Consider the following 21,361-nt stretch of genomic DNA (forward strand, 5'->3'; position numbering starts at 1 on the left):
AAATGATTATTTTGTGTAATTATCGAAGTAACCTTGGATGTAAATCATTGGTGTTCCTTTATCACCAGAACCCGAAGTTAAATCTGATAGAGAACCGATTAAATCAGTTAAACGACGAGGTGTAGTACCTTGGGCAGCCATATTACCTGTTAAATCTTCATCTTTATTATTGATGTAGTTTTTAATTGCAGCATCTAATTCATCACCGCGTAAATCAGCGAAATCATTATCAGCTAAATATTTTAATTTTACTTCGTTCGGTGTACCATCAAGACCTGCTGTGTAAGCTGGTGATACAACAGGATCAGCTAGTTCCCAAATTTGACCTACAGGATCTTTGAAAGCACCGTCCCCGTAAACCATTACTTCAATTGTCTTACCTGTTTTCTCTTTTAATGTTGCTTGGATACCATCAACGATTGGTTGGCAGTTACGTGGGAATAATTTTACGCTATCTTCTGTTGATTTGTTTGAACCCAGAAGACCGTATGCTTCGTTGAATCCACTACCGTTTACTGATTGATTTAAAATATCGTCAAGTGAGTAAACTTTTTCTGCACCAGCAGTTTTTAAAATACGTTTTGTACGTTGACGTGAGTGGATATCACAAGTTAAAACGTTCTTTGTATAGTCTAAGATTGCTTTTGGATTGTTAGAGAAAATAACTTCTACCTCAACACCATATTCTTGAACTAATGATTTATAGTACTCGATATAATCAACACCAGTGAATGGGTGTGTGTTTGCGCCGAAGTGTTCACGGAATTCTGTTTCTGAAAGTGTATCAGTCCAAGGGTTCACACCTTTTTCATCTAATGCATCTAGGCTTACTAAGTGGTTACCTACTTCATCTGATGGGTAGCTTAACATTAAAACAGCTTTTTTAATGCCCTTTGCGATACCACGTAAGCAAATTGCAAAACGATTACGACTTAGAATTGGGAAGATAATACCAACTGTGTCATCTCCAAATTTTGCTGATACATCTTCAGCGATTGCGTCAACTGAAGCATAGTTACCTTGTGCACGTGCAACAACTGATTCTGTTACAGTTACAACATCGCGATCTTGAATTTCAAAACCTTCTACTTCTGATGCAGTTAATACAGCATCTACAACGATTTGTGCGATATCGTCACCTTCATTAATAATCGGACCACGAAGTCCACGTACAACAGTTCCTACTACTCGTTCCAAAATAATCTCTCCTCAATAATTATGTATTATATATGATATAAATAACTATACTTTGCTTCTATATATAAGTAAAATTAATATAAGAAATAGCACGTATAAGGAGAGGTTATATGGTTGTCAAACTAGACTACTATCGCATATTTTCACATGTGGGTCGTGCAGAGAGTTTTTCAAAAGCAGCCAAAACTTTATATATGACACAACCGGCCATTAGTCAGGCCATTTCTCAATTGGAGCGCGAATTGAATTGTCGTTTATTTAATCGCACACCAAAGGGCGTTACACTAACAAGTGAAGGCGAGATTTTATATGCGCATATTAAATCAGCACTTGCTTTAATTGAAGTGGGTGAAAATAAATTGTTAGAATTAAAATATTTAACAGTGGGAGAATTAAAAATAGGAGTAAGTGATACGATTTCTAAGCATTATCTCTTACCTTATTTAGAAGATTTTCGAAATCGTTATCCGAATATCCATTTTAAAATGGTGAATGGTACAACGATTGAGTTAACACAACAAGTAAAGTCTGGTGCTGTTGATTTAGCAGTGTGTAACTTACCCATTCATGAAGAACAACTTGCAGTTACAGCACTAAAAGAAATTCATGATATTTTTGTCTGTGGGGAGAAATACAAACCACTTATAAAATATCCACTAAAGCTCGAACAACTAAAAAATTTACCACTCATTATGCTTGAGCGCTCAGCAAATTCGCGAAAATATGTAGAGAACTTTTTAAAAGTACAGGGAACCTTGATTGAACCAGAACTCGAACTTGGTTCACACGATTTACTCGTGGAATTTGCTAAGAGTAATTTAGGAATTGCCTGTGTAACAAAAGAGTTTGCACTCGAAGAGTTAGAGAGAGGTCGTTTATTTGAGATGACACTTGAACATGATATTCCACCACGTTCTATCGGTGTTTGTCATTTGAAGAATGTTCCTCTAACTCCTGCTTCCACACGTTTTTTCGAAATGCTTGTTAAATAATGAGTAAGAGAGGAATTTACATGCATTCATTTTCACATTATATTCAAGATTCAAAAGTTTTACAGGCCATTGAGGATTTAGGTTATAAAAAACCAACACCGATTCAAGAGAAAGTGCTACCAATTGTACAATCAAAACAAGATGTCATTGCAAAGTCTAAAACAGGTAGCGGAAAAACAGCTGCTTTTGCGATTCCACTAATTGAACAAATGAATTGGGAGGAGAACAAACCGCAAGTACTTGTGCTTGTTCCCACACGTGAATTAGCTGTACAAGTAAAAGAAGATTTTACGAATATCGGTCGTTATAAACGCATTAAAGCAGTAGCTGTATATGGTCGCCAACCGATTCGATTCCAAATGACTGCACTCCGCCAAAAAACACACGTTGTTGTAGGAACACCAGGGCGTATTATGGACCATATTGAGCGTGGAACACTTCATTTAGATCAACTGACAACACTTGTTATTGATGAAGCAGATGAATTATTGCACATGGGATTCATCGATCAGGTTGAAAAAATCATTAAGAAGTTACCAACAAAGCGTCAAACACTACTTTTCTCTGCAACCTATGCAGATGAGATTAAACGTTTAGCTGAGAAATATATGAAAACACCTGTCTTTATTGAACATGAAGCGAAAGAGCAAGAGAAAACGGCGATTCGTCAACAACGTATTCAAGTGAAAGCAGAAGATAAAATACGTGTGTTACGTGATGTCACAGTCGTCCAAAATCCAGATAGTTGTATCATCTTTTGTAATACGAAAGAGCAAGTGCGTTCTGTATGTGACCAATTAGAAAAAGCACACTATAGTGTGGACATGCTACATGGTGGAATGACACAAGATGACCGATTAGCTGTCATGAAAGATTTTAGAAAAGGCGACTTCCGTTACTTAGTTGCAACAGATGTAGCAGCACGTGGTATTGATATTGAAGGAATCTCACTTGTGGTTCAATATGATGTTCCATTTGAAAAAGAGAGTTATGTACATCGTATGGGACGTACAGGACGTGCAGGTCAAAAAGGTACAGCGATTCTATTATCTAGTCCGAATGAAAAACGTTACGTACAAGAGATTGAAGAGTATATTGAGAAAATGATTCCAGTTGAACAAGCACCGACTGCTGAAGAAGTAGCTGAAAACCAAGCTGCCTTTGAAGAAAAGATGAATACACGACCAGAACGTAAAGTGATGAAAAGTGAGCAATTGAATGAACACATTACGAAACTGTACTTTAATGGTGGTAAAAAGAAGAAAATTCGTGCAGTTGATTTTGTAGGAACCATTGCAAAAATTGATGGTGTGACAGCTGATGATATTGGCATTATTACAATCGAAGATACATGCAGTTTTGTTGAGATTTTAAATGGTAAAGGAACACTTGTTTTAAAAGAAATGCAAAATCGTACAGTTAAAAATAAAAAATTAAAAGTACATGTTGCGAAAAAAGCATAATTTACACATCATTCATTCCGTATTGATTACGTGAATGAATGATTTTTTTATGTGATTTTGCATATGTGAGAAAAAATAGGATACAGTAGGCAATTGTTATATGAAAAAAAGCATGTAGAAACGCTGAATTTATAGATTTTTAGAAAAAAAACGAGAGTTGTCAGTGTGAAAATGGTTTGTTATATTGCTTATTGATAATGATAATTATTTTCAATTAAAATAAATGGAGGAAATAAAAATGAAAAAAGGTTTATATAGTGCATTACTTTTATCAACAGCATTATTACTTGGTGCATGTGGTAATGCAGAAGATACAAGTTCAGGTTCAAAAGTAGAACAAACAACAAAAGATCAAACAGCTACAGCAAATTCTGCACAAACAAATGAAGCAGTAGATAAATTGGTTCAAGTATTTCCACAAAAGGAGATGAAAAATGTTGTAACGACATCGGTTACGCTTGCCGAAATGTTACATATTCTTGATGTAACACCTATTGGTCTTCCTACAACAACACATCAGCTTCCAAAAGAGTTTGAAACGATTGAAAAAGTAGGTTCTCCTGTTGAACCAGACGTTGAAAAGATTGTTAGTTTAAAACCGGATATAGTAATCGGTCCGATTTCAGTACATACAAGTTTAGAGAAGAAATTAAAGCAAACTAATGTTGCATCAGCTTATCTACCAACTGATTCGTATGAAGATTTAAAGAATGATTTAACAGCACTCTCAATTGTTCTTAAAAAAGAACAGCTCGCAACAAGTTATTTAAATGAACTTGAGAAAAAAGAACAAAAAATAATCCAATCTTTAGATGTAAAAGATCGAAAAGTTATGATTCTTTTTGGAACAGGTGAATCATTCATGCTCATGAATACAAACACATATGTTGGCAGCCTCGTAAATACGATGGGTGCACAAAATATGATTACAAAGGTAAGTAAATCAAAAGAAGCCTACGTACCACTTAGTATGGAAAATATTGTTGCAACAAATCCGGATGTTATCTTACTTGTATCACATGGAGATGCGACAGTCGCTTTAAAACAATTTAAAGATGAAGTAAAAAAGAATGGTGCATGGAATCAGCTGACAGCATTTAAAGAAGATCGTGTGCAGGCACTAGATTATAGTGTTTTTGGTTACGCTTCAATTGAAAAAGCACCTCAAGCACTCGAAGAACTACAAAAGATTTTAGCAAAGTAGGTTGGAAGAATGAACATAAAAATAAGTCCATCCACACGCATTGCCTCTACTAGTATTTTGTTACTCATTTTTGTAGTCATTTCAATTGGCATGGGAAGTGTTTATATTTCGCCTCTTGAAACGATTCAAACTATTTTTACACGAAGTGAGGAAATGGCAACAACGATTATTTGGGATTTACGAATTCCACGTGTTGCAGTGGCAGCGATTGTCGGAGTCAATCTAGCTTTATCAGGAGCATTACTTCAAGCTGTTATGCGAAATCCACTTGCAGACCCAGGATTAACAGGTGTCTCGAGTGGTGCATCTGTTACCGTTTTAGCTATTATGCTCGTATTTCCAAACTTTACGTCTTTCGTTCCCATTGCAGCCATGATTGGTGGAACCATTGCAGTGGCGATTGTTTATGCCCTTGCATGGAAAAAGAATACGATTTCACCTGTTCGTATTATTTTAGCTGGTGTTGCAGTTAATGCGATTTTCGGAGGGATTACAGGACTACTTTCGATTTTATATAGTGATCGTCTACCTGCTGCTTTGCAGTGGATGAATGGTAGCCTCGGTGGTAAAGGTATGGGGGATGTAGCAGTTCTGTTACCGTATTCCATGATTGGTTGGGTTCTTGCATTATTTTGTATTCGTTCTGCTAATTTACTGTCACTGGGTGAAAAAGTAGCTAGTAATTTAGGAGAAAATACAAACCGTATTCGAATTTTATTATCTTTAGTTGCCGTATACCTTGCAGCTGTCTCAGTATCTATTGTCGGTCTACTCGGTTTTGTTGGATTAGTTGTACCCCATATGGCTCGTTTAATTGTCGGTACGAATTATCGTTTTGTTATCCCGATGAGTATGGTACTTGGAGCAGTTGTTTTAGTGATTGCTGATACAATTGGTCGCACATTATTCGCACCACTCGACTTACCAGCAGGAATCATTATGGCCATGGTAGGTGGACCATACTTCTTATATCTCATGCGAAAAGGAGATGTATAAAGATGTTAAAAGTTGAACATTTACATTTATCAATCAATCAAAACGCCATACTTCATGATATTCAGTTTGAAATAAAAGAAGGGGAGATTGTTTCAATCATTGGTCCGAATGGTTCTGGAAAATCAACCATTCTAAAAGCAATTTCACAAATGATTCCTATGGATGAACAGGTTGTATTTTTACAAGGGGAAGACCTATATCATGTTAGGTCAAAAGAGCGCTCTAAAAGAATGAGTGTTCTTTTTCAGTCGAATGAAGCACCACATGATTTAACTGTACAACAGCTAGTCGAATATGGTCGTACACCACATAAAAAGTGGTTTCAGACATTGAATATAGAAGACGAGGAAATTATTGATTGGGCAATTGAGCAAACGGGATTAGAAGATTTTAGACATCGCTTTGTATCCTCTCTTTCAGGTGGAGAAGCACAGCGAGCATGGATTGCGATGTCGCTCGCACAGCGACCTAAAATTCTACTTCTAGACGAACCCACTACTTATTTAGATATCGCACATCAATTACAATTACTCGAACTTATCCATCGCGTGAATCGTGATTTTGGCATGACCATCGTGATGGTTTTACACGATTTAAATCAAGCGAGCCTATATAGTGATCGTGTATGTATGATTCAAAAAGGAAAAATCGTGAAGTATGGAACATCAGAAGAAGTAATGACACGAGAGTTAATACGCCAAGTTTATCATGTGGACTGCGATATTAATGCTCACTTTAAACATGGTCGCCCAAGAATTCAGTGGATTGGAATTGCAGAAGGAGATTAAACATATGAAAAAAGAAATAGATTTAGCTGAACAGCAGCAAGCATATCAAACATTTTTACAAACACAAAAAACAGTCATGATTAGCAGTATAACAGCAGAAGGATTACCTTTAATTAGCTATGCTCCTTATATTTTGAATGAGGGGAAGTTATACATCTATATTAGTCGCATATCAGATCACTACGCCTCTATTCAACAAAGTGAGTGTATTCAAGCTATGTTAATAGCAGATGAAGTGCATTCACCTAATTTATTCGCACGAGAACGATTACGTTTTGTATGTAGACCTCGATTAGTGGAAGAACATACACATGAAGTAGTTTTTCAACAGTTTGAAGAAAAGTTTAAGAAGGCAATGATTGACCTTTTACGTGGCTTAGATTTTTCACTTTTTGAGTTAACACCATTGGAAGGGCGATATGTAGTTGGTTTTGGAAAAGCTTTTGATGTTAATTTACTTGAGAATACCATCTCACATGTAGTCATCGATAAAAAGTAAGAGAAGCAGACACTTAGACGATAGGTGTCTGTTTTCTTTATTTACATTTCAAAATAAATTTGTTATTATTCTTATAAGATAACTAGGTTATTAAAACGGAGGCTGATTAAAATGAATACAAATCACTTTTTTAGAACAACTATGGCAACATCTTATACGGCACGAAAGTTTTTCAAAAAAGTTGTACACGATGCATATTTGCAATTACAACAATGGGATTCAGAAGTTGTATTAGAAGCAGAAGCATGGCGTTTATACACGGTTAAAATACAATATCGTGGACAGTCTTATCAAGTTGCCTTTACTAAAAGTGAAATTGACATTTTACAGCAAGAATCTCCGTATGCACTTGATCAAGCAATTTGGTTACATCTTATTCAGCAAGGTCTAGTCATTCAACCATTTGAAGGGAATTACTTATCAAAAGTTTTAACTTCTTCAATTCAAAGAAAAATTTCATAATAAGCAGGTTAGGACAAAGCATCCACAACGAAAAACTGGAACCGCGCTACAGCGCGATTCCAGTTTTTTTATGCTCATATGGGATAGTGTTTTTGCACTTATGTCCTAGTCTGTTTAATTTGGTAATTTAAATCTTTGAATACTTTGTTGTAATTCTTCAGCTAAGTGTTGTAATTCTTGTGCAGTACGTTCCATACTTGCCATTGAAGACAGAGATTCTTCAGTAGAAGCAGATACTTCTTCTAATGCAGCTGCATTTTCAGTTGCTGCATCAATTAATACTTGTGAACCACTTGTCATCGTTGAAATAGTTGCTGCAATTTCTTGTGAAACAGCAGAAACATTTTCCATACGTGGTGTAATACTTTGCATATTTTTAACGATTACATCAAATTTCTCAGCTGTATTTTCAACCACTTTTGTTCCATCTTGCACGTGATGAAGAGCAGATTCCATAATTTTCACTGTTTCGCCCGTATCATCTTGAACTGTCTGAATCAATGTTTCAATTTGTCCTGCAGATTGTTGTGAGCTTTCAGCAAGTTTACGAACTTCTTCAGCTACAACAGCAAAACCTTTCCCATGTTCCCCAGCACGTGCTGCTTCAATTGAAGCATTTAATGCAAGTAAATTTGTTTGGTCAGCAATTGAGCGTATCATTTCTAAAATTGAATTGATTTCTTTTGTACGATCATAAAGTGAACGGACTTTTAAATCTGTTTCATTTACAGCCGATTGAATACTTTCCATCTTTTCAACAGTCTCTTGGATTGATTGTCCGCCTTCAAGAGCTTGTTGGTTTGCTGTTTGTGATAATTCCGTTACTTGACTAGTATCTGAAGCCATATCTTGGATACCATCAGAAACTTCACCAAGAGCTTGGTTAGATTGTGCCATTTGGTTTGTTTGACGTTCATTATTAATCGTTACTTGTTGCATTGCAGCAGTAATTTGCTGTGAGCTTGCCATATTTTCGCTTGTACTTGCAGAAAGTAAGTCAGAAGACTCGCGAATGGTATTAGCATTATCTTTTAAATTAGATATTAAAGCTGTTAAATGAATTTTCATCTTTTCGAATGCTTCAGCTAATTGACCTACTTCATCTTTACCAGAAACCGTAATTTCAGTTGTTAAATCACCTTCACTGATTGTTAAAGCACTATCACGTAATTTTTTAATTGGCGAAATGATTGAACGAATAATGAAGAAAATTAAAATACCACCTAAAATTAAAGAACCGACAAGAATGTACATGATATTCATCCATGTTTTACTTGCTTGCGCAGTAGCTTCTGAAATATAAGTTGTACTTACAATTTTCCAATCAGATAAATCATTTGTTTTTAACGATAAAGTTTTATTATTTATATCTTTTGTGTCAGTTTTTTTATTGCTAGATATGATGGATTTCATCTCATCATCTACAGGTTTTCCAAGTTCCTTTGTTGGGTGGGTAATATAGTTTCCATGTTGGTCAATAATAGAGATAAAACCCTTCTTGCCGATTTTCACTTCATTCGCTAATTTTTGGAATGAATTAATCGACATATCGATACCGACAACACCCATATCATTCGGTAACTTTTTTGAAATGGTAATAACCAATTTATTATCTAAAGCAGAGATATAGGGGTCTGAAATTGAATAATCTTGTTCATTTAAAGCCCCTTTATACCACGGACGTTCTATTGGGTTATAATCTTTTGGATAAATGTAGTAAGGCATTTGAATCATATCGCCCTTCGCAGACCCAACATACGCAATCTGTACATCATTATGTCCTTCTGCATACTCACTTAAGACTGTTCGTACTTCAGATTTCTTATCCATTTTTAAAGGCAGTTTTGAGATGCGATCTGCTAAATAATCAATATCATCTATTTTACTTTGTAATGTATTTGTGATATTTGCGTTCAGTATATCTGAACTAGAAAGCGCATATCCACCTTGCTGTTCAATTACAAGAGATTTGATATTTTGAAATGCTACAGTACTGATAATCATGCTAGGAATGATTAAGATTGCCAAAAACGAAATAATTAGTTTGGTGCGCAAGCGCATATTTTTCAACATTTTCTAATAACCTTCTTTCATAAAATACATATACATTAGTATCGGAACAAAATATGTATTATAAACAAAAATGATGAATTCAAGTCATAATAAAAGAAAATTAACATTTTATAGTGTTTTTTAGTAAAAAAACTAATATTTTGTATAGGTTAATTAATGATTAGAAGTGTGATAAATATACTAAAATAAAATTAATGGAATTAAAGGTATTAAATGTAATTTTGGTGTAAAAAAACAGCTTACAAAATAATGTAAGCTGTTTTATATATTGGTTGATACGATTAGTAAACTTTGTCACCGTTGAAAATTGAGTTTTTAACGATTACATAATCAACTGTACGGATAGCATCTAGTTTTGTGCCGCCAGCGTAAGAAATTGATGATTGAAGATCTTGTTGCATCTCAACTAATGTATCTTTTAAAGCACCTTTGTGCTCCACATACATTTTCTTACCTTCAACATTCTTCTTTTCACCTTTTTGGAATTCAGAAGCTGAGCCGAAGTATTCTTTTACTTTTTTACCATCGACTTCAACTGTTTTACCAGGTGACTCTTCATGACCTGCGAATAATGAACCAATCATAACCATTGAAGCACCAAAACGAATTGATTTTGCGATATCGCCATGTGTACGAATACCACCATCTGCGATAATTGGTTTCGTTGCAGCTTTTGAGCACCAACGTAAAGCAGCTAATTGCCAGCCACCTGTACCAAAGCCTGTTTTGATTTTTGTAATACATACTTTACCTGGTCCGATTCCTACTTTTGTAGCGTCAGCGCCAGCATTTTCAAGTTCACGAACTGCTTCAGGTGTACCAACATTACCCGCGATTACGAATGCGTTTGGTAGTAGACCTTTGATGTGTTGGATCATGTTGATGACTGCATTTGAATGACCATGTGCAATATCAATTGTAATGAATTCAGGTGTTAAACCTAAAGCAGCTAATTCTTCTACGAATGTATATTCTTCTGGTTTTACACCTACGCTAATTGATGCGATTAAACCTTTTGATTGCATGTCTTTAATAAAGCCAATACGTTTTTCAGGGTTGAAGCGGTGCATAATGTAGAAGTAACCATCTTCTGCTAATTTTGTAGCAATTGTTTCATCAATGATTGTTTGCATATTTGCAGGAACAACCGGTAATTTAAATTTATGTCCACCAAGCTCGATTGTTGTATCACACTCCGAGCGGCTATTTACGATACACTTTGCTGGTACTAATTGAATGTCTTCATAATCAAATACGTTATCCATTGTTTAAAATACACTCCTAAAGGCGAATATTATTTTTGTTGGGACTATAAATGTTCGTCCTTTGGTAATTTACCTCATTTTCAAAGTCATGTCAAAGGTTTTGTGTATAAATATTTAGAAAATTTTTTGATGTTCACACAAATTGAACAATTTAAGACTTGTAAATGCTTTCATTTTAAGTTATAAAAACGAATAAAATACGTGGAAGTATGAAACTATCAAGACGAAGTGATAACAATATGATAAAATTAGAATTTAAAGAGTAGTAAAATATATACAGTTATTGATTGCTTTATTCATAGATTGAAATACGGAAAGAGCAAGTGAGAAAGGAAGTTAGTCATGCGACAATTAGAAATAGAATTACGTGAACTTTTAATTGGTGCACCACCGATTAAAATTATGACAGAAGAAGAGATGGAAGAATTCGGAGAGATTGTAGATGCACATCGCGAAATCTCTTATGGACAAGTTGAAGTGTCAGATGAAGGGAAAATTACATCATTAATTATTGATTTAGAAGCCATTTTAGAAAATAATGATGTATCTTTAGATGAATATGAAGAACTATCAGCTGAAGATTTAAAAGAGATTGCTCAAGATTTTGTAGATGAATATGGTCAAAAGAATTTACAGTTAACTTCTTTTTCTGAGTGGGGCGATCAAACTTTTTTATTAACTTTTGAGGCAATGGATGTGCAGTATCAAATCCCACTACCTGATTCAGGTGCAACAATTGAGATGAATAAACAAGGTTTTGTATTATCTGCAACATTCAATCAATCTTATTATCAATTAACACATCCGAAACTTACAGTCGATGCAGATGTGGCATTGATGATTTATAAAAATAGAATGTTAGTTGAATTAGCTGCTTTCCAACAAGAAGATGAAATTCGATTAATGTACTATCCTAAAAATTTAAATGAAGTAGTTGGCGCAAACGGAGATATTATTTCATTAAATCAATTTTTAGAGAACGGTCCTGTTGAATTAGAAAAAGTTCCACCTGTTATGGAAATGTATGATGAAGCAATTTTGTTAGGTATTACACCGGATATGAATAAAGTTGAAGAAGAAAATACAGTTACATATGAACAATCTGACCAACATTATGTTAAATTCGATATGTCTGATGAACATCAATTGATTATTGATTCTACTCTGCCATTCAAAGAAGGGGACGAATACACACTAGATGAACTTCGTAAACGTGCAATTGCCTTTTTAGAATCCAAAGTAGGAAATGTGTCTGAACATTATTTATTAGAAGATGCATTTGTTGAAGAAGATTTAGAAGATGATGAAGATGATGAGTTAACAGAAGAGGAAATTGAGATGTTAAAAGCTCTATCAGCAGAAGATGGTGAGGATGAAGAGGAAGATGACGAAGATGATTCTTATGCTTTCGAACCATTTGTGACTTTTACATTCCACCGTTACATTAATGGCATTCCACTAAGTGAATATACAGCAAATATTGATATGGGTATTTATTCAGGTCGTGTAACAGATGCAGTGATTCCAATGTTAAAAGAAGAGCATATTGAGAATATGTCAATGGAACCAACAATTACATTAGAAGAAGCAAATGAAATTTATAAAGACTCCATTAAGATGGAATTAGCACGTGTTCCATATGAAGATGAAGAATTTACAAAATATGAATTATGCTATGTTGTAAAAGAAAAAGAAGTGGGACAACGCATTGAGAGAATTGATGCAGAGAATGGAAATATTTTTTATTATGATCAATTAGATGATATTGAATACGAAGAATAAATACATAAATTTTTATTTTAAAATAAAAAATTTATATTTTTCTTTTTTTCAGTATATTGACATAAAATAGTCTATAAAGTAGACTATTGTTAATTATAACAAACGAATATGACCTCACATTGACACAATTGTGAGGTAGAGGCGCGATATTTATTAGTAAGTAGCGGAGTACGAGAATACAAAGATGCTACTTAGAAGGAGATGTCGCCGAAGTGTATGGTGGGTTCTCAACATCATATGCTGGGTCTGCAATTAATAGTTGCAGGACTGTCTTACTTTTTTTACCCGAATAAAGTAAGTTGAGCTATCTCAATTGGGCAATGATGAGGATTTTTAGAAGGACTATACCAAAAGGTCTGGAGAAGTATCTCATCCACCTTTTGTTATAGTCCTTTTCGTTTTCACAATGGGAACATATTTAAAGGAGAGGTACAAATGAAAAAATCATGGGGAATATTTACAGCACTATTACTTGTGCTTGTAGTTGCACTAGCAGGATGTGGCTCAGGAGATTCGGAAAAATCGGAATCTTCAGGCGATAAAGAGAAAGAAAAGTTCACAGTCGGTATGGAAGCAGGCTATGCACCATTCAACTGGACACAAAAAGATGACGCGAACGGCGCTGTAAAAATCGAAGGTAATGCAGAGTATGCGGGCGGTTATGATGTACAAATTGCTAAAAAAATCGCAGATAGTTTAGACCGTGAATTAGTAATTGTAAAAACAGAGTGGGATGGTTTAATTCCAGCACTTATTTCAGGGAAAATTGACGCAGTAATTGCAGGTATGTCACCAACAGAAGAACGTAAAAAAACAATTGATTTCTCAGATATTTATTACACTTCAAATCTTGTAATGGTCGTGAAAAAAGGCGGTAAATACGACAATGCTACATCAATTCAAGATTTCAAAGGTGCCAAAGTAACAGGTCAGTTAAATACGTCACACTATACAGTAATTGATCAAATTGATGGTGTTCAAAAACAACCAGCTTCAGATAATTTCTCAGCAATGCGTGTAGCACTCGAATCAGGAAAAATTGATGCATATGTGTCAGAACGTCCAGAAGGTTTATCTGCTTCAGCAGCAAACGACAAATTTAAAATGATTGAGTTCAAAGACGGTTCAGGTTTCAAAGCTGATAAAGCAGAATTCTCAATCGCAGTTGGTGTGAAAAAAGGTAGTGAGTTAGCAGAGCAAGTGAATAAAGCATTAGCAGGTATTTCAGAAGAAGAGCGTCAAAAGATTATGGAAACAGAGATTAAAAACCAACCAGCAGCAAAATAGAACGTACGTGGCTACCGACTGTCTTGTTTAGTCGGTAGTTTGTGTTTTTATAGGGGGAGAACGAAATGAGTCTAGAATGGCTATTTGAAATTGCTAAAGATAATTGGCAAATGTTTTTACGTGGCGCAGGAATGACGATGTTTATTGCCACCGTCAGTACCATTCTGGGGGCAGTCATCGGATTATTAATTGGGGTAATTGATACGATTCCGAAAACAAAATCAGCATTTAAAATGACCGTGTTAAAAATTATTCGTGTCATCTTACGAATCTATGTAGAATTCTTCCGTGGCACACCGATGATGGTACAAGCGATGGTTGTATTCTACGGATTCCCATTGATTATGCAGTCAATTAAAGAATCAATCGGAACTGATTTTGGTGTGACAGGTGATATGAATCGTACAGTTGCGGCAGTATTAGTTGTATCGCTGAATACAGGGGCTTACATGGCAGAAATCGTACGTGGTGGTATTGTCAGTGTGGATAAAGGACAATTCGAAGCAGCACAAGCAATTGGTATGAATCACTGGAAAACGATGATTCATGTTGTATTACCACAAGTTTTACGCAATATTTTACCAGCTACAGGTAACCAATTCGTTATGAATATTAAAGATACATCTGTATTAAATGTAATCGGTGTAACCGAGTTATACTTCGTCACAAAGTCAATTGCAGGTGCGAACTTTAGATACTTTGAATCGTTCTTCGTAGCATGTTTAATCTATCTAGTCTTAACGATTGTTGTGACACAGATTCTACGATTCTTTGAACGTAAATTAGGTGGCACAGCCAACTATCAAATGTTAGATATTCCGCAGCCTAGAAGAGCTGAAGGACCAATGAAGTAGGGAGGGAATTTACATTGAGTACAGTCATCGATATTAAAAATTTAAGTAAATCCTTCGGGTCACATGAAGTCTTGAAGGACATTAACTTTTCAGTTGAAAAAGGAGAAGTTGTGACCGTTATTGGTTCTTCAGGTTCAGGTAAATCTACTTTATTACGTTGTTTAAATTTACTTGAAACACCAGATGGTGGTGAAGTGAATTATGAAGGTCAAAATGTATTAACACATATGGAAGATGTGAATGAGTACCGAACAAAGTTAGGAATGGTGTTCCAACAGTTTAATTTATTTAATAACTGCAATGTTTTACAAAACTGCACATTGGGACAAATTAAAGTATTAAAACGCTCAAAACAACAAGCAGAAGAAATTGCGAAAGAATATCTAGATATCGTGGGGATGGGCAGATATATTAACGCAAGACCAGCTCAATTATCGGGTGGTCAAAAACAGCGCGTGGCGATTGCGAGAGCTTTATCTATGAAGCCGACTGCATTATTATTTGATGAACCAACTTCAGCACTTGATCCAGAGATGGTCGGTGAAGTATTAAAAGTCATGAAAAAATTAGCAGAAGCAGGTTCAACAATGATTATCGTAACGCATGAAATGGAATTTGCGCGTGAAGTATCGGATCGTATTGTTTTCATGGATCAAGGTGTGATTGTTGAAGATGGAACACCAGATGAAGTATTTAATCATCCAAAACATGAACGAACAAAAGCTTTTTTACAACGTACGTTTAAAAACTAAGGGTAGTATTTTATTATAATTAAGAAAGAATTGTGCTAAATCAGCATGATTCTTTTTTTATTTTAAAATTGTAAAACCTTGCTCTATCAAGGATATCATCACTTTTTATACAAAATACTTTCATAAAAGACATAAATTGTTGTTTAGGAAATGGCAAATTAGTCAAAAATATTAACACATCCTAAAACAACTTAGAAAGTGGTGAGTGCGATTTTAGTAAATAAAAAATATGTTCGATTGTATATTAGTTTATTACTACTATGTTTTCTTATGATTCCTTCTCTCTCTATGGAAGGTAATCCACAAGCAAAAAAAGAACAACTGCTTATTTATGTGAATCAGGCAACGACCATGTATAAAAGTAAAGGAAAAGGAAAATATAAATCGAAATTATCGCCAAGTATTTATAAGCAATATAGTAAGTCTGGTAGCTGGGTTAAGGTGAAAAATAGTAAGGCACAAAAATATGTATGGATTAAAAATGTAAAAAGCCTTTCAAAACTACCTACTAAGACGAATGCAACAATGGAAAAAGAAATTGTGACATTAGTGAATAAAGAACGTAAAAAACGTGGAATTTCCTCTCTAAAAGTAGATACATCATTAAAAGAATACACACATTTTAGAAGTAATGATATGGCAATGGTAAATTATTTTGGTCATAGCAGTCCAAAATATGGACGCTGGGCAAACTTTCTTTATACAGGGGAATATAAATTTTCATTTGCAGGTGAGAATCTAGCAGCGGGGTACATGACTGCGAAAGATTTTGTACAAGGATGGATGGATTCACCAAGTCATAAAGCAAATATGTTAAATCCTCGATTTAAAAAGATTAGCGTAACAGTAGTAAAAGGTACAAAAAATAGTGACTACCCTACCTATGCTACACAATGGTTCGCTAAATAAGATGAGCATAAGAAAAACTGGAATCGTGCTGTAGCATGGTTCCAGTTTTTCGTTGCGAACGCTAAAAAATAAAAGTGAAATGTTTGTCCAGCCGGTTTTGTTTTATGAAATAGTAGAGAATTATAAAGAGGCAGTGGTAAACTGAAGAAACAATGGGGATAAAGGAGAAACTAATGAATAAAAGAGTTAATCAGATATTTCGTTTTGAGTGGGTCTGGATTATATTAATAGCTGTATTTACAGCAATCAGTAGTGAAATTAAACTCTCTCCATTTAGTGGCGAAAATTTCCGTTTTGGCATGGGGAGTATTGTATTCTTTTTAATGTTACTTATTCGTATGCCAAAGCGTTACATACTAACGGGTATAGTTACAGCATGTATTGTTGTTGGATTCCGTATATGTTTTCCATTAGAACAAGTGCCGAACACGACAATTTATGATCGATTCATTGAACATTATCCAGCAGGTGCTTATTATTTCATATATGTAATAGGTTTTCATTTTTTAAAGCTTAAAAATTTTATTGGACAACCTTTAAAATTAGGTTTTTTAGCGACATTTTTAGAAATACTAAGTAATAGTATCGAGCATCTATTACGTATTTTAACAACAGATGGTTTAACGAGTAGTTTACAAGACTGGTTACTACTTGCAGCAGTTGCTGTATTTCGTAGTTTCTTTGTTGTGGGGTTATATAGCTCTGTCTTGTTATCTGAACAGAAAAAAAGATTGGAAGATGAGTTCGCGGTAGGATCAGGTTTATATATTGAAACACTTTATTTACAAAAATCCATGAACCATATTGAGCAAATCATGGCAGATAGTTATGATTTATATCGTGTATTAAAAAAAAGCGAACAAAGAGAATTTAGCCAAAAAGCTTTGCACATTTCTCAAGAAATTCATGAAGTTAAAAAAGATTCACAGCGTATTTATTCGGGCTTATCTGCAATTACACAATCACGTGATTATACACATTATGATTTATCCGAAGTAATAGAAGTAGCTATAGAAGGAAATCGTAAATATGCGCAACATTTAGAGAAAGAAATTACAATTTATACAACCGTGAATGTGAATTTTATTGTAAAAGAGCAAATGCTTTTTTTAGCGATTATTAATAATGTACTTGCGAATGCAATCGAAGCAATTAAGAAAAAAGGAAGTATCTCATTTATTATTAATGAATTAAACGATTCAATTTATATACAAGTAAGAGATTCAGGTAAAGGTATTTCAGAAGAAGATCTGCAATTAATTTATGAGCCTGGTTTTACAACTAAATTTAATGACAAAGGTGTCGCGGCAACAGGAATCGGTTTATCGCATGTTCAAGAGGCGATTCGTTTATTAGAAGGAGAGCTTCGTGTGCAATCGGTTATAGGAAAAGGTACAACATTTACAATTAAAATACCAAGGAGCAAAATTGAGCAGAGGGGCGAATAATAGTGCGTTATTTTATAGTAGATGACGATGCGGCAAGTCGTCGTATGTTAAAAACGATTATTTTAGAAGAAGAAATGGGTGTAATCGTCGGTGAGGCAGATAGCGGTGAATCGGCTATTCAAAAAATTATCGCAAGTGATCCAGATGTTGTATTAATGGACTTACTGATGCCACATTTAGATGGAATCGAAACAATTGATGAATTGCAAAAGCATGGATTCAAAGGAACGTTCATTATGTTATCTCAAGTTGTAAATAAAGAGATGGTGGGAGAGGCATATGAAAAAGGTGTCGAATTTTTTATTCATAAGCCGATTAATCGTATTGAAGTGCATAGTATCTTAAAGAGAACGAGTGAAAATTTAATTTTGAAACAATCACTTATGACAATTCGAAAATCAATTATGAACTTTGAAGAAAGTACAAATACAGAAAATTATCGTAATTTAAAAGATATTGCGCTTTCTATATTAAATGATATGGGTATTGTGGGAGAAGTAGGAACAGACGATATTGTAAATATGCTGACGTATTTAGCTGAACAAGAAGAACATTCGATGCAACTTCCACCATTAAAAGAGTTATATGAAGCAGTAGCACGTAAAACAAAAATTGATCCACTTGAGATTCTAAAAGAGAGTAAAGCCATCGAACAGCGTATTCGTCGTACGGTTGGTGCAGCAATGAATAATATTGCAACATTAGGTGTAGTAGATTATACGAACCCAGAATTTGAATATTATGCGCCACGTTATTTTGAATTCTCAGAGATTCGTACGGTGATGAAGGCGATTCAAGACGAAACAACCCCTAAAAAAGTGAAGATTAATGTGAAAAAGTTCTTACAAGTACTCTATATCGAATCAAATGAAAAATTTAACAATAATTCTAGTAAAATGTAATTCAGAAATCGTTTTCATATCAAAACAGCATAATAGTCACCTCAATGATAAGGAAAATATATGTTTTTGAACTTTTTTTGAAAATTTTATCTAATTAAAATGTCGGATAATGTCGGAAAATTAAGGTCAACCATAGAATAAGATTATAGTTTTTAAAAATTCATGAAAAAAACTAATATAATCTGAGAGGTGACTCATTGATGAAGAAGTTTAAATTAGGTCTAGCATGGCAGATTTTAATCGGTCTTATTTTAGGTGTTATTGTCGGTGCTGTATTCTACGGAAACGACAACGTAACTAAATATCTTCAACCATTAGGTACAATCTTTATGAACATGATCAAAATGATCGTAGTACCTATTATCATTTCAACTTTAATTTTAGGTGTAGCTGGTACTGGAGATATGAAGAAGCTTGGTAAACTAGGTTTAAAAACAATCGTTTACTTTGAAATTATCACAACAGTAGCTATTTTAATTGGTTTACTAGCAGCAAACATTTTCAACCCAGGTGCTGGCGTTGATATGGCTCATTTATCTAAAGGTGATATTTCTCAATATCAAACAACTACAGAAGAAGTGAAGCATGGTGGTTTTGCGGATACGATTATTAGCGTCGTGCCAACAAACATTGTAGCAGCAATGGCTAGCGGTAATATGCTTGCGATCATCTTCTTCTCAGTATTATTTGGTTTAGGTGTGGCAGCAATTGGTGAACGTGGTAAACCAGTCTTAGCGTTCTTCTCTGGTGTAGCAGATGCAATGTTCTGGGTAACAAACACAATCATGAAATTCGCTCCAATCGGTGTATTTGCATTAATCGCTGTAACAGTTTCAACGTTCGGGGTAAAATCATTAATTCCATTGTCGAAATTAGCAATCCTTGTCTATGTAGCGATGGCATTCTTTATTTTCGTTGTATTAGGACTTGTAGCAAAAATGGCGAAAATCAGCATCTTCAAGTTAATCAAAGTGTTAAAAGAAGAGTTGATTCTAGCTTATTCAACATCAAGTTCTGAAACCGTTTTACCACGTGTGATGAAAAAGATGGAGAATCTTGGTGCTCCAAAAGATGTTGTATCATTCGTTATTCCAACAGGTTATTCATTTAACTTAGATGGTTCAACCTTGTACCAATCAATCGCAGCCATTTTCATTGCACAAATGTATGGCATTGATTTATCAATCACACAACAAATTACATTAGTATTAACATTAATGGTTACTTCTAAAGGTATTGCAGGTGTACCTGGCGTATCATTCGTTGTATTATTATCAACACTTGGCGCTGTAGGTATTCCAGTTGAAGGTTTAGCATTCATCCTTGGTATTGACCGTATCCTAGATATGGCTCGTACAGCTGTAAACGTAGTAGGTAACTCATTAGCGTCATTAGTAATGGCTCGTTGGGAAGGTCGTTTCGATCAAGAGAAGTACGATAACTACTTTGAAAACCAATCAAAAGCATAATACAGTATTTATATAGTGAAAAAGGAGAGTACTCATATCGAGTGCTCTCCTTTTCTAATTTATGAATTGTAATATTTATTTCAGGGTATATGACTTAAATAGTCTGGTTTAGTAAGCGCTCCAACCTGAATCGGCAGCAATGGCTACACCATTAATAAGAGATGATTCATCTGAAGCAAGGAAGATTGCGATATTTGCAACTTCTTCGACTGTTCCAACACGAGGCATCATACTCACACCACGCGTTGCGACTTCTAAACCGAATTGGTCCATCTTACTCATATTCGCAGCGAATTTTGTTGCGATTTGAGCAGGTGCAATCGCATTACAACGGATGTGATGTGGTCCGTATTGTGAAGCGACGTTCTTTGTCATACCAACAACTGCGTGTTTCACAGCTGTATAGGCTAAGCCGCCACGACCACCTGTTAAACCAGAGATAGAGGCCATATTAACAATCGTACCGCCACCTTGCTCAACGAAGTGAGGAATTACTTTTCGCATGGCACGCATGACACCAGTTAAGTTAATATCAATTACGCGATTCCATGTATCATCTTGAACATTACCAGCCGCTTGCATCTCATCACCAATGCCAGCATTATTCACAAGAATATCGACTTTACCATAGTGAGCAATGGTATCATCTACCATGCGCTGAATATCATCTTCAGAAGCTACATTCACTTGAACACCGAAAGCATCTAATCCTTCTTTTTGAAATTCTGCAACTGTTTCGCGTAAGGATTCGTCATTAAAGTCAGCAATAACGACTTTCGCACCTTCTTTTGCGTAACTACGTGCAATTTCCTTACCGATTCCAGAACCACTACCTGTAATGATTGCAACTTTATCATTTAATCGTGACATTGTTCTTCACCTTTTCCTATTTTATAGTTAAGATAGATTACGCAATCATTATATGTAACGATATTTTAAAAGTAAAGTATTTACAGTTGAATGATTCGATCATCTATTATAGATATAAATTTAAGTCTTTTAATCACAGTGGAGGGTTA

General features: G+C 34.8%; 19 protein-coding genes and 1 riboswitch. Of the genes, 15 read left to right on the forward strand and 4 right to left on the reverse strand.

Features of this window, described 5'->3' with window-relative positions; translation table 11 throughout:
* Window positions 1-6 precede the first annotated feature (6 nt).
* The gene (locus ACKVQX_RS12575) at window positions 7-1,197 is read right to left on the reverse strand and encodes a coenzyme F420-0:L-glutamate ligase (protein WP_068457077.1); all 1,191 of its coding nucleotides are present in this window, start codon (window positions 1,195-1,197) and stop codon (window positions 7-9) included.
* 110 nt (window positions 1,198-1,307) lie between these two features.
* On the opposite strand from ACKVQX_RS12575, the gene ACKVQX_RS12580 reads away from it, so the two are divergent.
* The 7 genes from ACKVQX_RS12580 (at window position 1,308) to ACKVQX_RS12610 (ending at window position 7,601) form a co-directional block, all read left to right on the forward strand.
* Entirely contained in the window at window positions 1,308-2,189 is an 882-nt protein-coding gene (locus tag ACKVQX_RS12580; RefSeq protein ID WP_068457080.1) for a LysR family transcriptional regulator, read from the forward strand.
* A gap of 20 nt (window positions 2,190-2,209) precedes the next feature.
* Window positions 2,210-3,652, forward strand: a complete 1,443-nt coding sequence (locus tag ACKVQX_RS12585; protein ID WP_409136383.1) for a DEAD/DEAH box helicase — start codon at window positions 2,210-2,212, stop codon at window positions 3,650-3,652.
* Between the two features lie 238 nt (window positions 3,653-3,890).
* Window positions 3,891-4,856, forward strand: a complete 966-nt coding sequence (locus ACKVQX_RS12590) for an ABC transporter substrate-binding protein (protein WP_409136384.1) — start codon at window positions 3,891-3,893, stop codon at window positions 4,854-4,856.
* Window positions 4,857-4,865: 9 nt separating this feature from the next.
* Window positions 4,866-5,852, forward strand: a complete 987-nt coding sequence (locus ACKVQX_RS12595) for an iron ABC transporter permease (RefSeq protein ID WP_338838384.1) — start codon at window positions 4,866-4,868, stop codon at window positions 5,850-5,852.
* A 2-nt stretch (window positions 5,853-5,854) separates the two neighbouring features.
* Window positions 5,855-6,640: an ABC transporter ATP-binding protein gene (locus tag ACKVQX_RS12600; protein ID WP_409136385.1), complete on the forward strand. Its 786-nt coding sequence runs from the start codon at window positions 5,855-5,857 to the stop codon at window positions 6,638-6,640.
* A 4-nt stretch (window positions 6,641-6,644) separates the two neighbouring features.
* A complete protein-coding gene (locus ACKVQX_RS12605; protein WP_409136386.1) occupies window positions 6,645-7,139 on the forward strand; it encodes a HugZ family protein in 495 nt (164 codons plus the stop codon).
* A gap of 111 nt (window positions 7,140-7,250) precedes the next feature.
* Window positions 7,251-7,601 carry a hypothetical protein gene (locus tag ACKVQX_RS12610; protein WP_068457098.1) on the forward strand — a complete coding sequence of 117 codons (351 nt, stop codon included), beginning with the start codon at window positions 7,251-7,253 and terminating at the stop codon, window positions 7,599-7,601.
* Between the two features lie 114 nt (window positions 7,602-7,715).
* Here the strand turns inward: ACKVQX_RS12610 and ACKVQX_RS12615 are convergent, their stop codons facing one another.
* Both ACKVQX_RS12615 and guaC read right to left on the reverse strand, forming a co-directional pair.
* Window positions 7,716-9,674: a methyl-accepting chemotaxis protein gene (locus ACKVQX_RS12615; RefSeq protein WP_409136387.1), complete on the reverse strand. Its 1,959-nt coding sequence runs from the start codon at window positions 9,672-9,674 to the stop codon at window positions 7,716-7,718.
* A gap of 281 nt (window positions 9,675-9,955) precedes the next feature.
* Window positions 9,956-10,939 (reverse strand): GMP reductase, encoded by a 984-nt coding sequence (gene guaC, locus ACKVQX_RS12620; protein ID WP_068457104.1) that lies wholly within the window; start codon window positions 10,937-10,939, stop codon window positions 9,956-9,958.
* Between the two features lie 342 nt (window positions 10,940-11,281).
* Between guaC and ACKVQX_RS12625 the strand changes: the two genes are divergently transcribed.
* The 8 genes from ACKVQX_RS12625 (at window position 11,282) to gltP (ending at window position 20,342) form a co-directional block, all read left to right on the forward strand.
* Window positions 11,282-12,721: a hypothetical protein gene (locus ACKVQX_RS12625; RefSeq protein ID WP_068457107.1), complete on the forward strand. Its 1,440-nt coding sequence runs from the start codon at window positions 11,282-11,284 to the stop codon at window positions 12,719-12,721.
* Window positions 12,722-12,849: 128 nt separating this feature from the next.
* Window positions 12,850-13,036: riboswitch (Lysine riboswitch) on the forward strand.
* Between the two features lie 120 nt (window positions 13,037-13,156).
* Window positions 13,157-14,008 carry a transporter substrate-binding domain-containing protein gene (locus tag ACKVQX_RS12630; protein WP_068457109.1) on the forward strand — a complete coding sequence of 284 codons (852 nt, stop codon included), beginning with the start codon at window positions 13,157-13,159 and terminating at the stop codon, window positions 14,006-14,008.
* A gap of 65 nt (window positions 14,009-14,073) precedes the next feature.
* Window positions 14,074-14,862, forward strand: coding sequence for an amino acid ABC transporter permease (locus ACKVQX_RS12635; protein ID WP_068457112.1), 789 nt, complete (start codon window positions 14,074-14,076; stop codon window positions 14,860-14,862).
* 14 nt (window positions 14,863-14,876) lie between these two features.
* Complete coding sequence (locus tag ACKVQX_RS12640) at window positions 14,877-15,614, forward strand: amino acid ABC transporter ATP-binding protein (protein ID WP_068457115.1); 738 nt, start codon at window positions 14,877-14,879, stop codon at window positions 15,612-15,614.
* Window positions 15,615-15,902: 288 nt separating this feature from the next.
* Complete coding sequence (locus ACKVQX_RS12645) at window positions 15,903-16,523, forward strand: CAP domain-containing protein (protein WP_068457117.1); 621 nt, start codon at window positions 15,903-15,905, stop codon at window positions 16,521-16,523.
* 173 nt (window positions 16,524-16,696) lie between these two features.
* A complete protein-coding gene (locus tag ACKVQX_RS12650) occupies window positions 16,697-17,971 on the forward strand; it encodes a sensor histidine kinase (RefSeq protein ID WP_068457121.1) in 1,275 nt (424 codons plus the stop codon).
* Between the two features lie 2 nt (window positions 17,972-17,973).
* Entirely contained in the window at window positions 17,974-18,873 is a 900-nt protein-coding gene (locus tag ACKVQX_RS12655; RefSeq protein ID WP_068457124.1) for a response regulator, read from the forward strand.
* A gap of 197 nt (window positions 18,874-19,070) precedes the next feature.
* Window positions 19,071-20,342, forward strand: a complete 1,272-nt coding sequence (gene gltP / locus ACKVQX_RS12660; protein WP_269465197.1) for a glutamate/aspartate:proton symporter GltP — start codon at window positions 19,071-19,073, stop codon at window positions 20,340-20,342.
* Window positions 20,343-20,450: 108 nt separating this feature from the next.
* On the opposite strand, the gene ACKVQX_RS12665 is transcribed toward gltP, so the two are convergent.
* Window positions 20,451-21,212: a glucose 1-dehydrogenase gene (locus ACKVQX_RS12665; protein WP_285215632.1), complete on the reverse strand. Its 762-nt coding sequence runs from the start codon at window positions 21,210-21,212 to the stop codon at window positions 20,451-20,453.
* Window positions 21,213-21,361: the final 149 nt, after the last annotated feature.

It is taken from the genome of Kurthia sp. ISK08, from assembly GCF_046159805.1.
Taxonomy (GTDB): Bacteria; Bacillota; Bacilli; order Bacillales_A; family Planococcaceae; genus Kurthia; species Kurthia gibsonii.

Bases quoted from the DNA above. Each gene is read 5' to 3' on its own strand.
- ACKVQX_RS12580 (WP_068457080.1), top strand. From the start codon at position 1,308: ATGGTTGTCAAACTAGACTACTATCGCATATTTTCACATGTGGGTCGT.
- ACKVQX_RS12635 (WP_068457112.1), top strand. From the start codon at position 14,074: ATGAGTCTAGAATGGCTATTTGAAATTGCTAAAGATAATTGGCAAATG.
- ACKVQX_RS12615 (WP_409136387.1), bottom strand. From the start codon at position 9,674: ATGTTGAAAAATATGCGCTTGCGCACCAAACTAATTATTTCGTTTTTG.
- ACKVQX_RS12630 (WP_068457109.1), top strand. From the start codon at position 13,157: ATGAAAAAATCATGGGGAATATTTACAGCACTATTACTTGTGCTTGTA.
- guaC (WP_068457104.1), bottom strand. From the start codon at position 10,939: ATGGATAACGTATTTGATTATGAAGACATTCAATTAGTACCAGCAAAG.
- ACKVQX_RS12595 (WP_338838384.1), top strand. From the start codon at position 4,866: ATGAACATAAAAATAAGTCCATCCACACGCATTGCCTCTACTAGTATT.
- ACKVQX_RS12600 (WP_409136385.1), top strand. From the start codon at position 5,855: ATGTTAAAAGTTGAACATTTACATTTATCAATCAATCAAAACGCCATA.
- ACKVQX_RS12590 (WP_409136384.1), top strand. From the start codon at position 3,891: ATGAAAAAAGGTTTATATAGTGCATTACTTTTATCAACAGCATTATTA.
- ACKVQX_RS12650 (WP_068457121.1), top strand. From the start codon at position 16,697: ATGAATAAAAGAGTTAATCAGATATTTCGTTTTGAGTGGGTCTGGATT.
- ACKVQX_RS12625 (WP_068457107.1), top strand. From the start codon at position 11,282: ATGCGACAATTAGAAATAGAATTACGTGAACTTTTAATTGGTGCACCA.
- ACKVQX_RS12645 (WP_068457117.1), top strand. From the start codon at position 15,903: ATGGAAGGTAATCCACAAGCAAAAAAAGAACAACTGCTTATTTATGTG.
- ACKVQX_RS12610 (WP_068457098.1), top strand. From the start codon at position 7,251: ATGAATACAAATCACTTTTTTAGAACAACTATGGCAACATCTTATACG.
- ACKVQX_RS12605 (WP_409136386.1), top strand. From the start codon at position 6,645: ATGAAAAAAGAAATAGATTTAGCTGAACAGCAGCAAGCATATCAAACA.
- ACKVQX_RS12665 (WP_285215632.1), bottom strand. From the start codon at position 21,212: ATGTCACGATTAAATGATAAAGTTGCAATCATTACAGGTAGTGGTTCT.
- ACKVQX_RS12585 (WP_409136383.1), top strand. From the start codon at position 2,210: ATGCATTCATTTTCACATTATATTCAAGATTCAAAAGTTTTACAGGCC.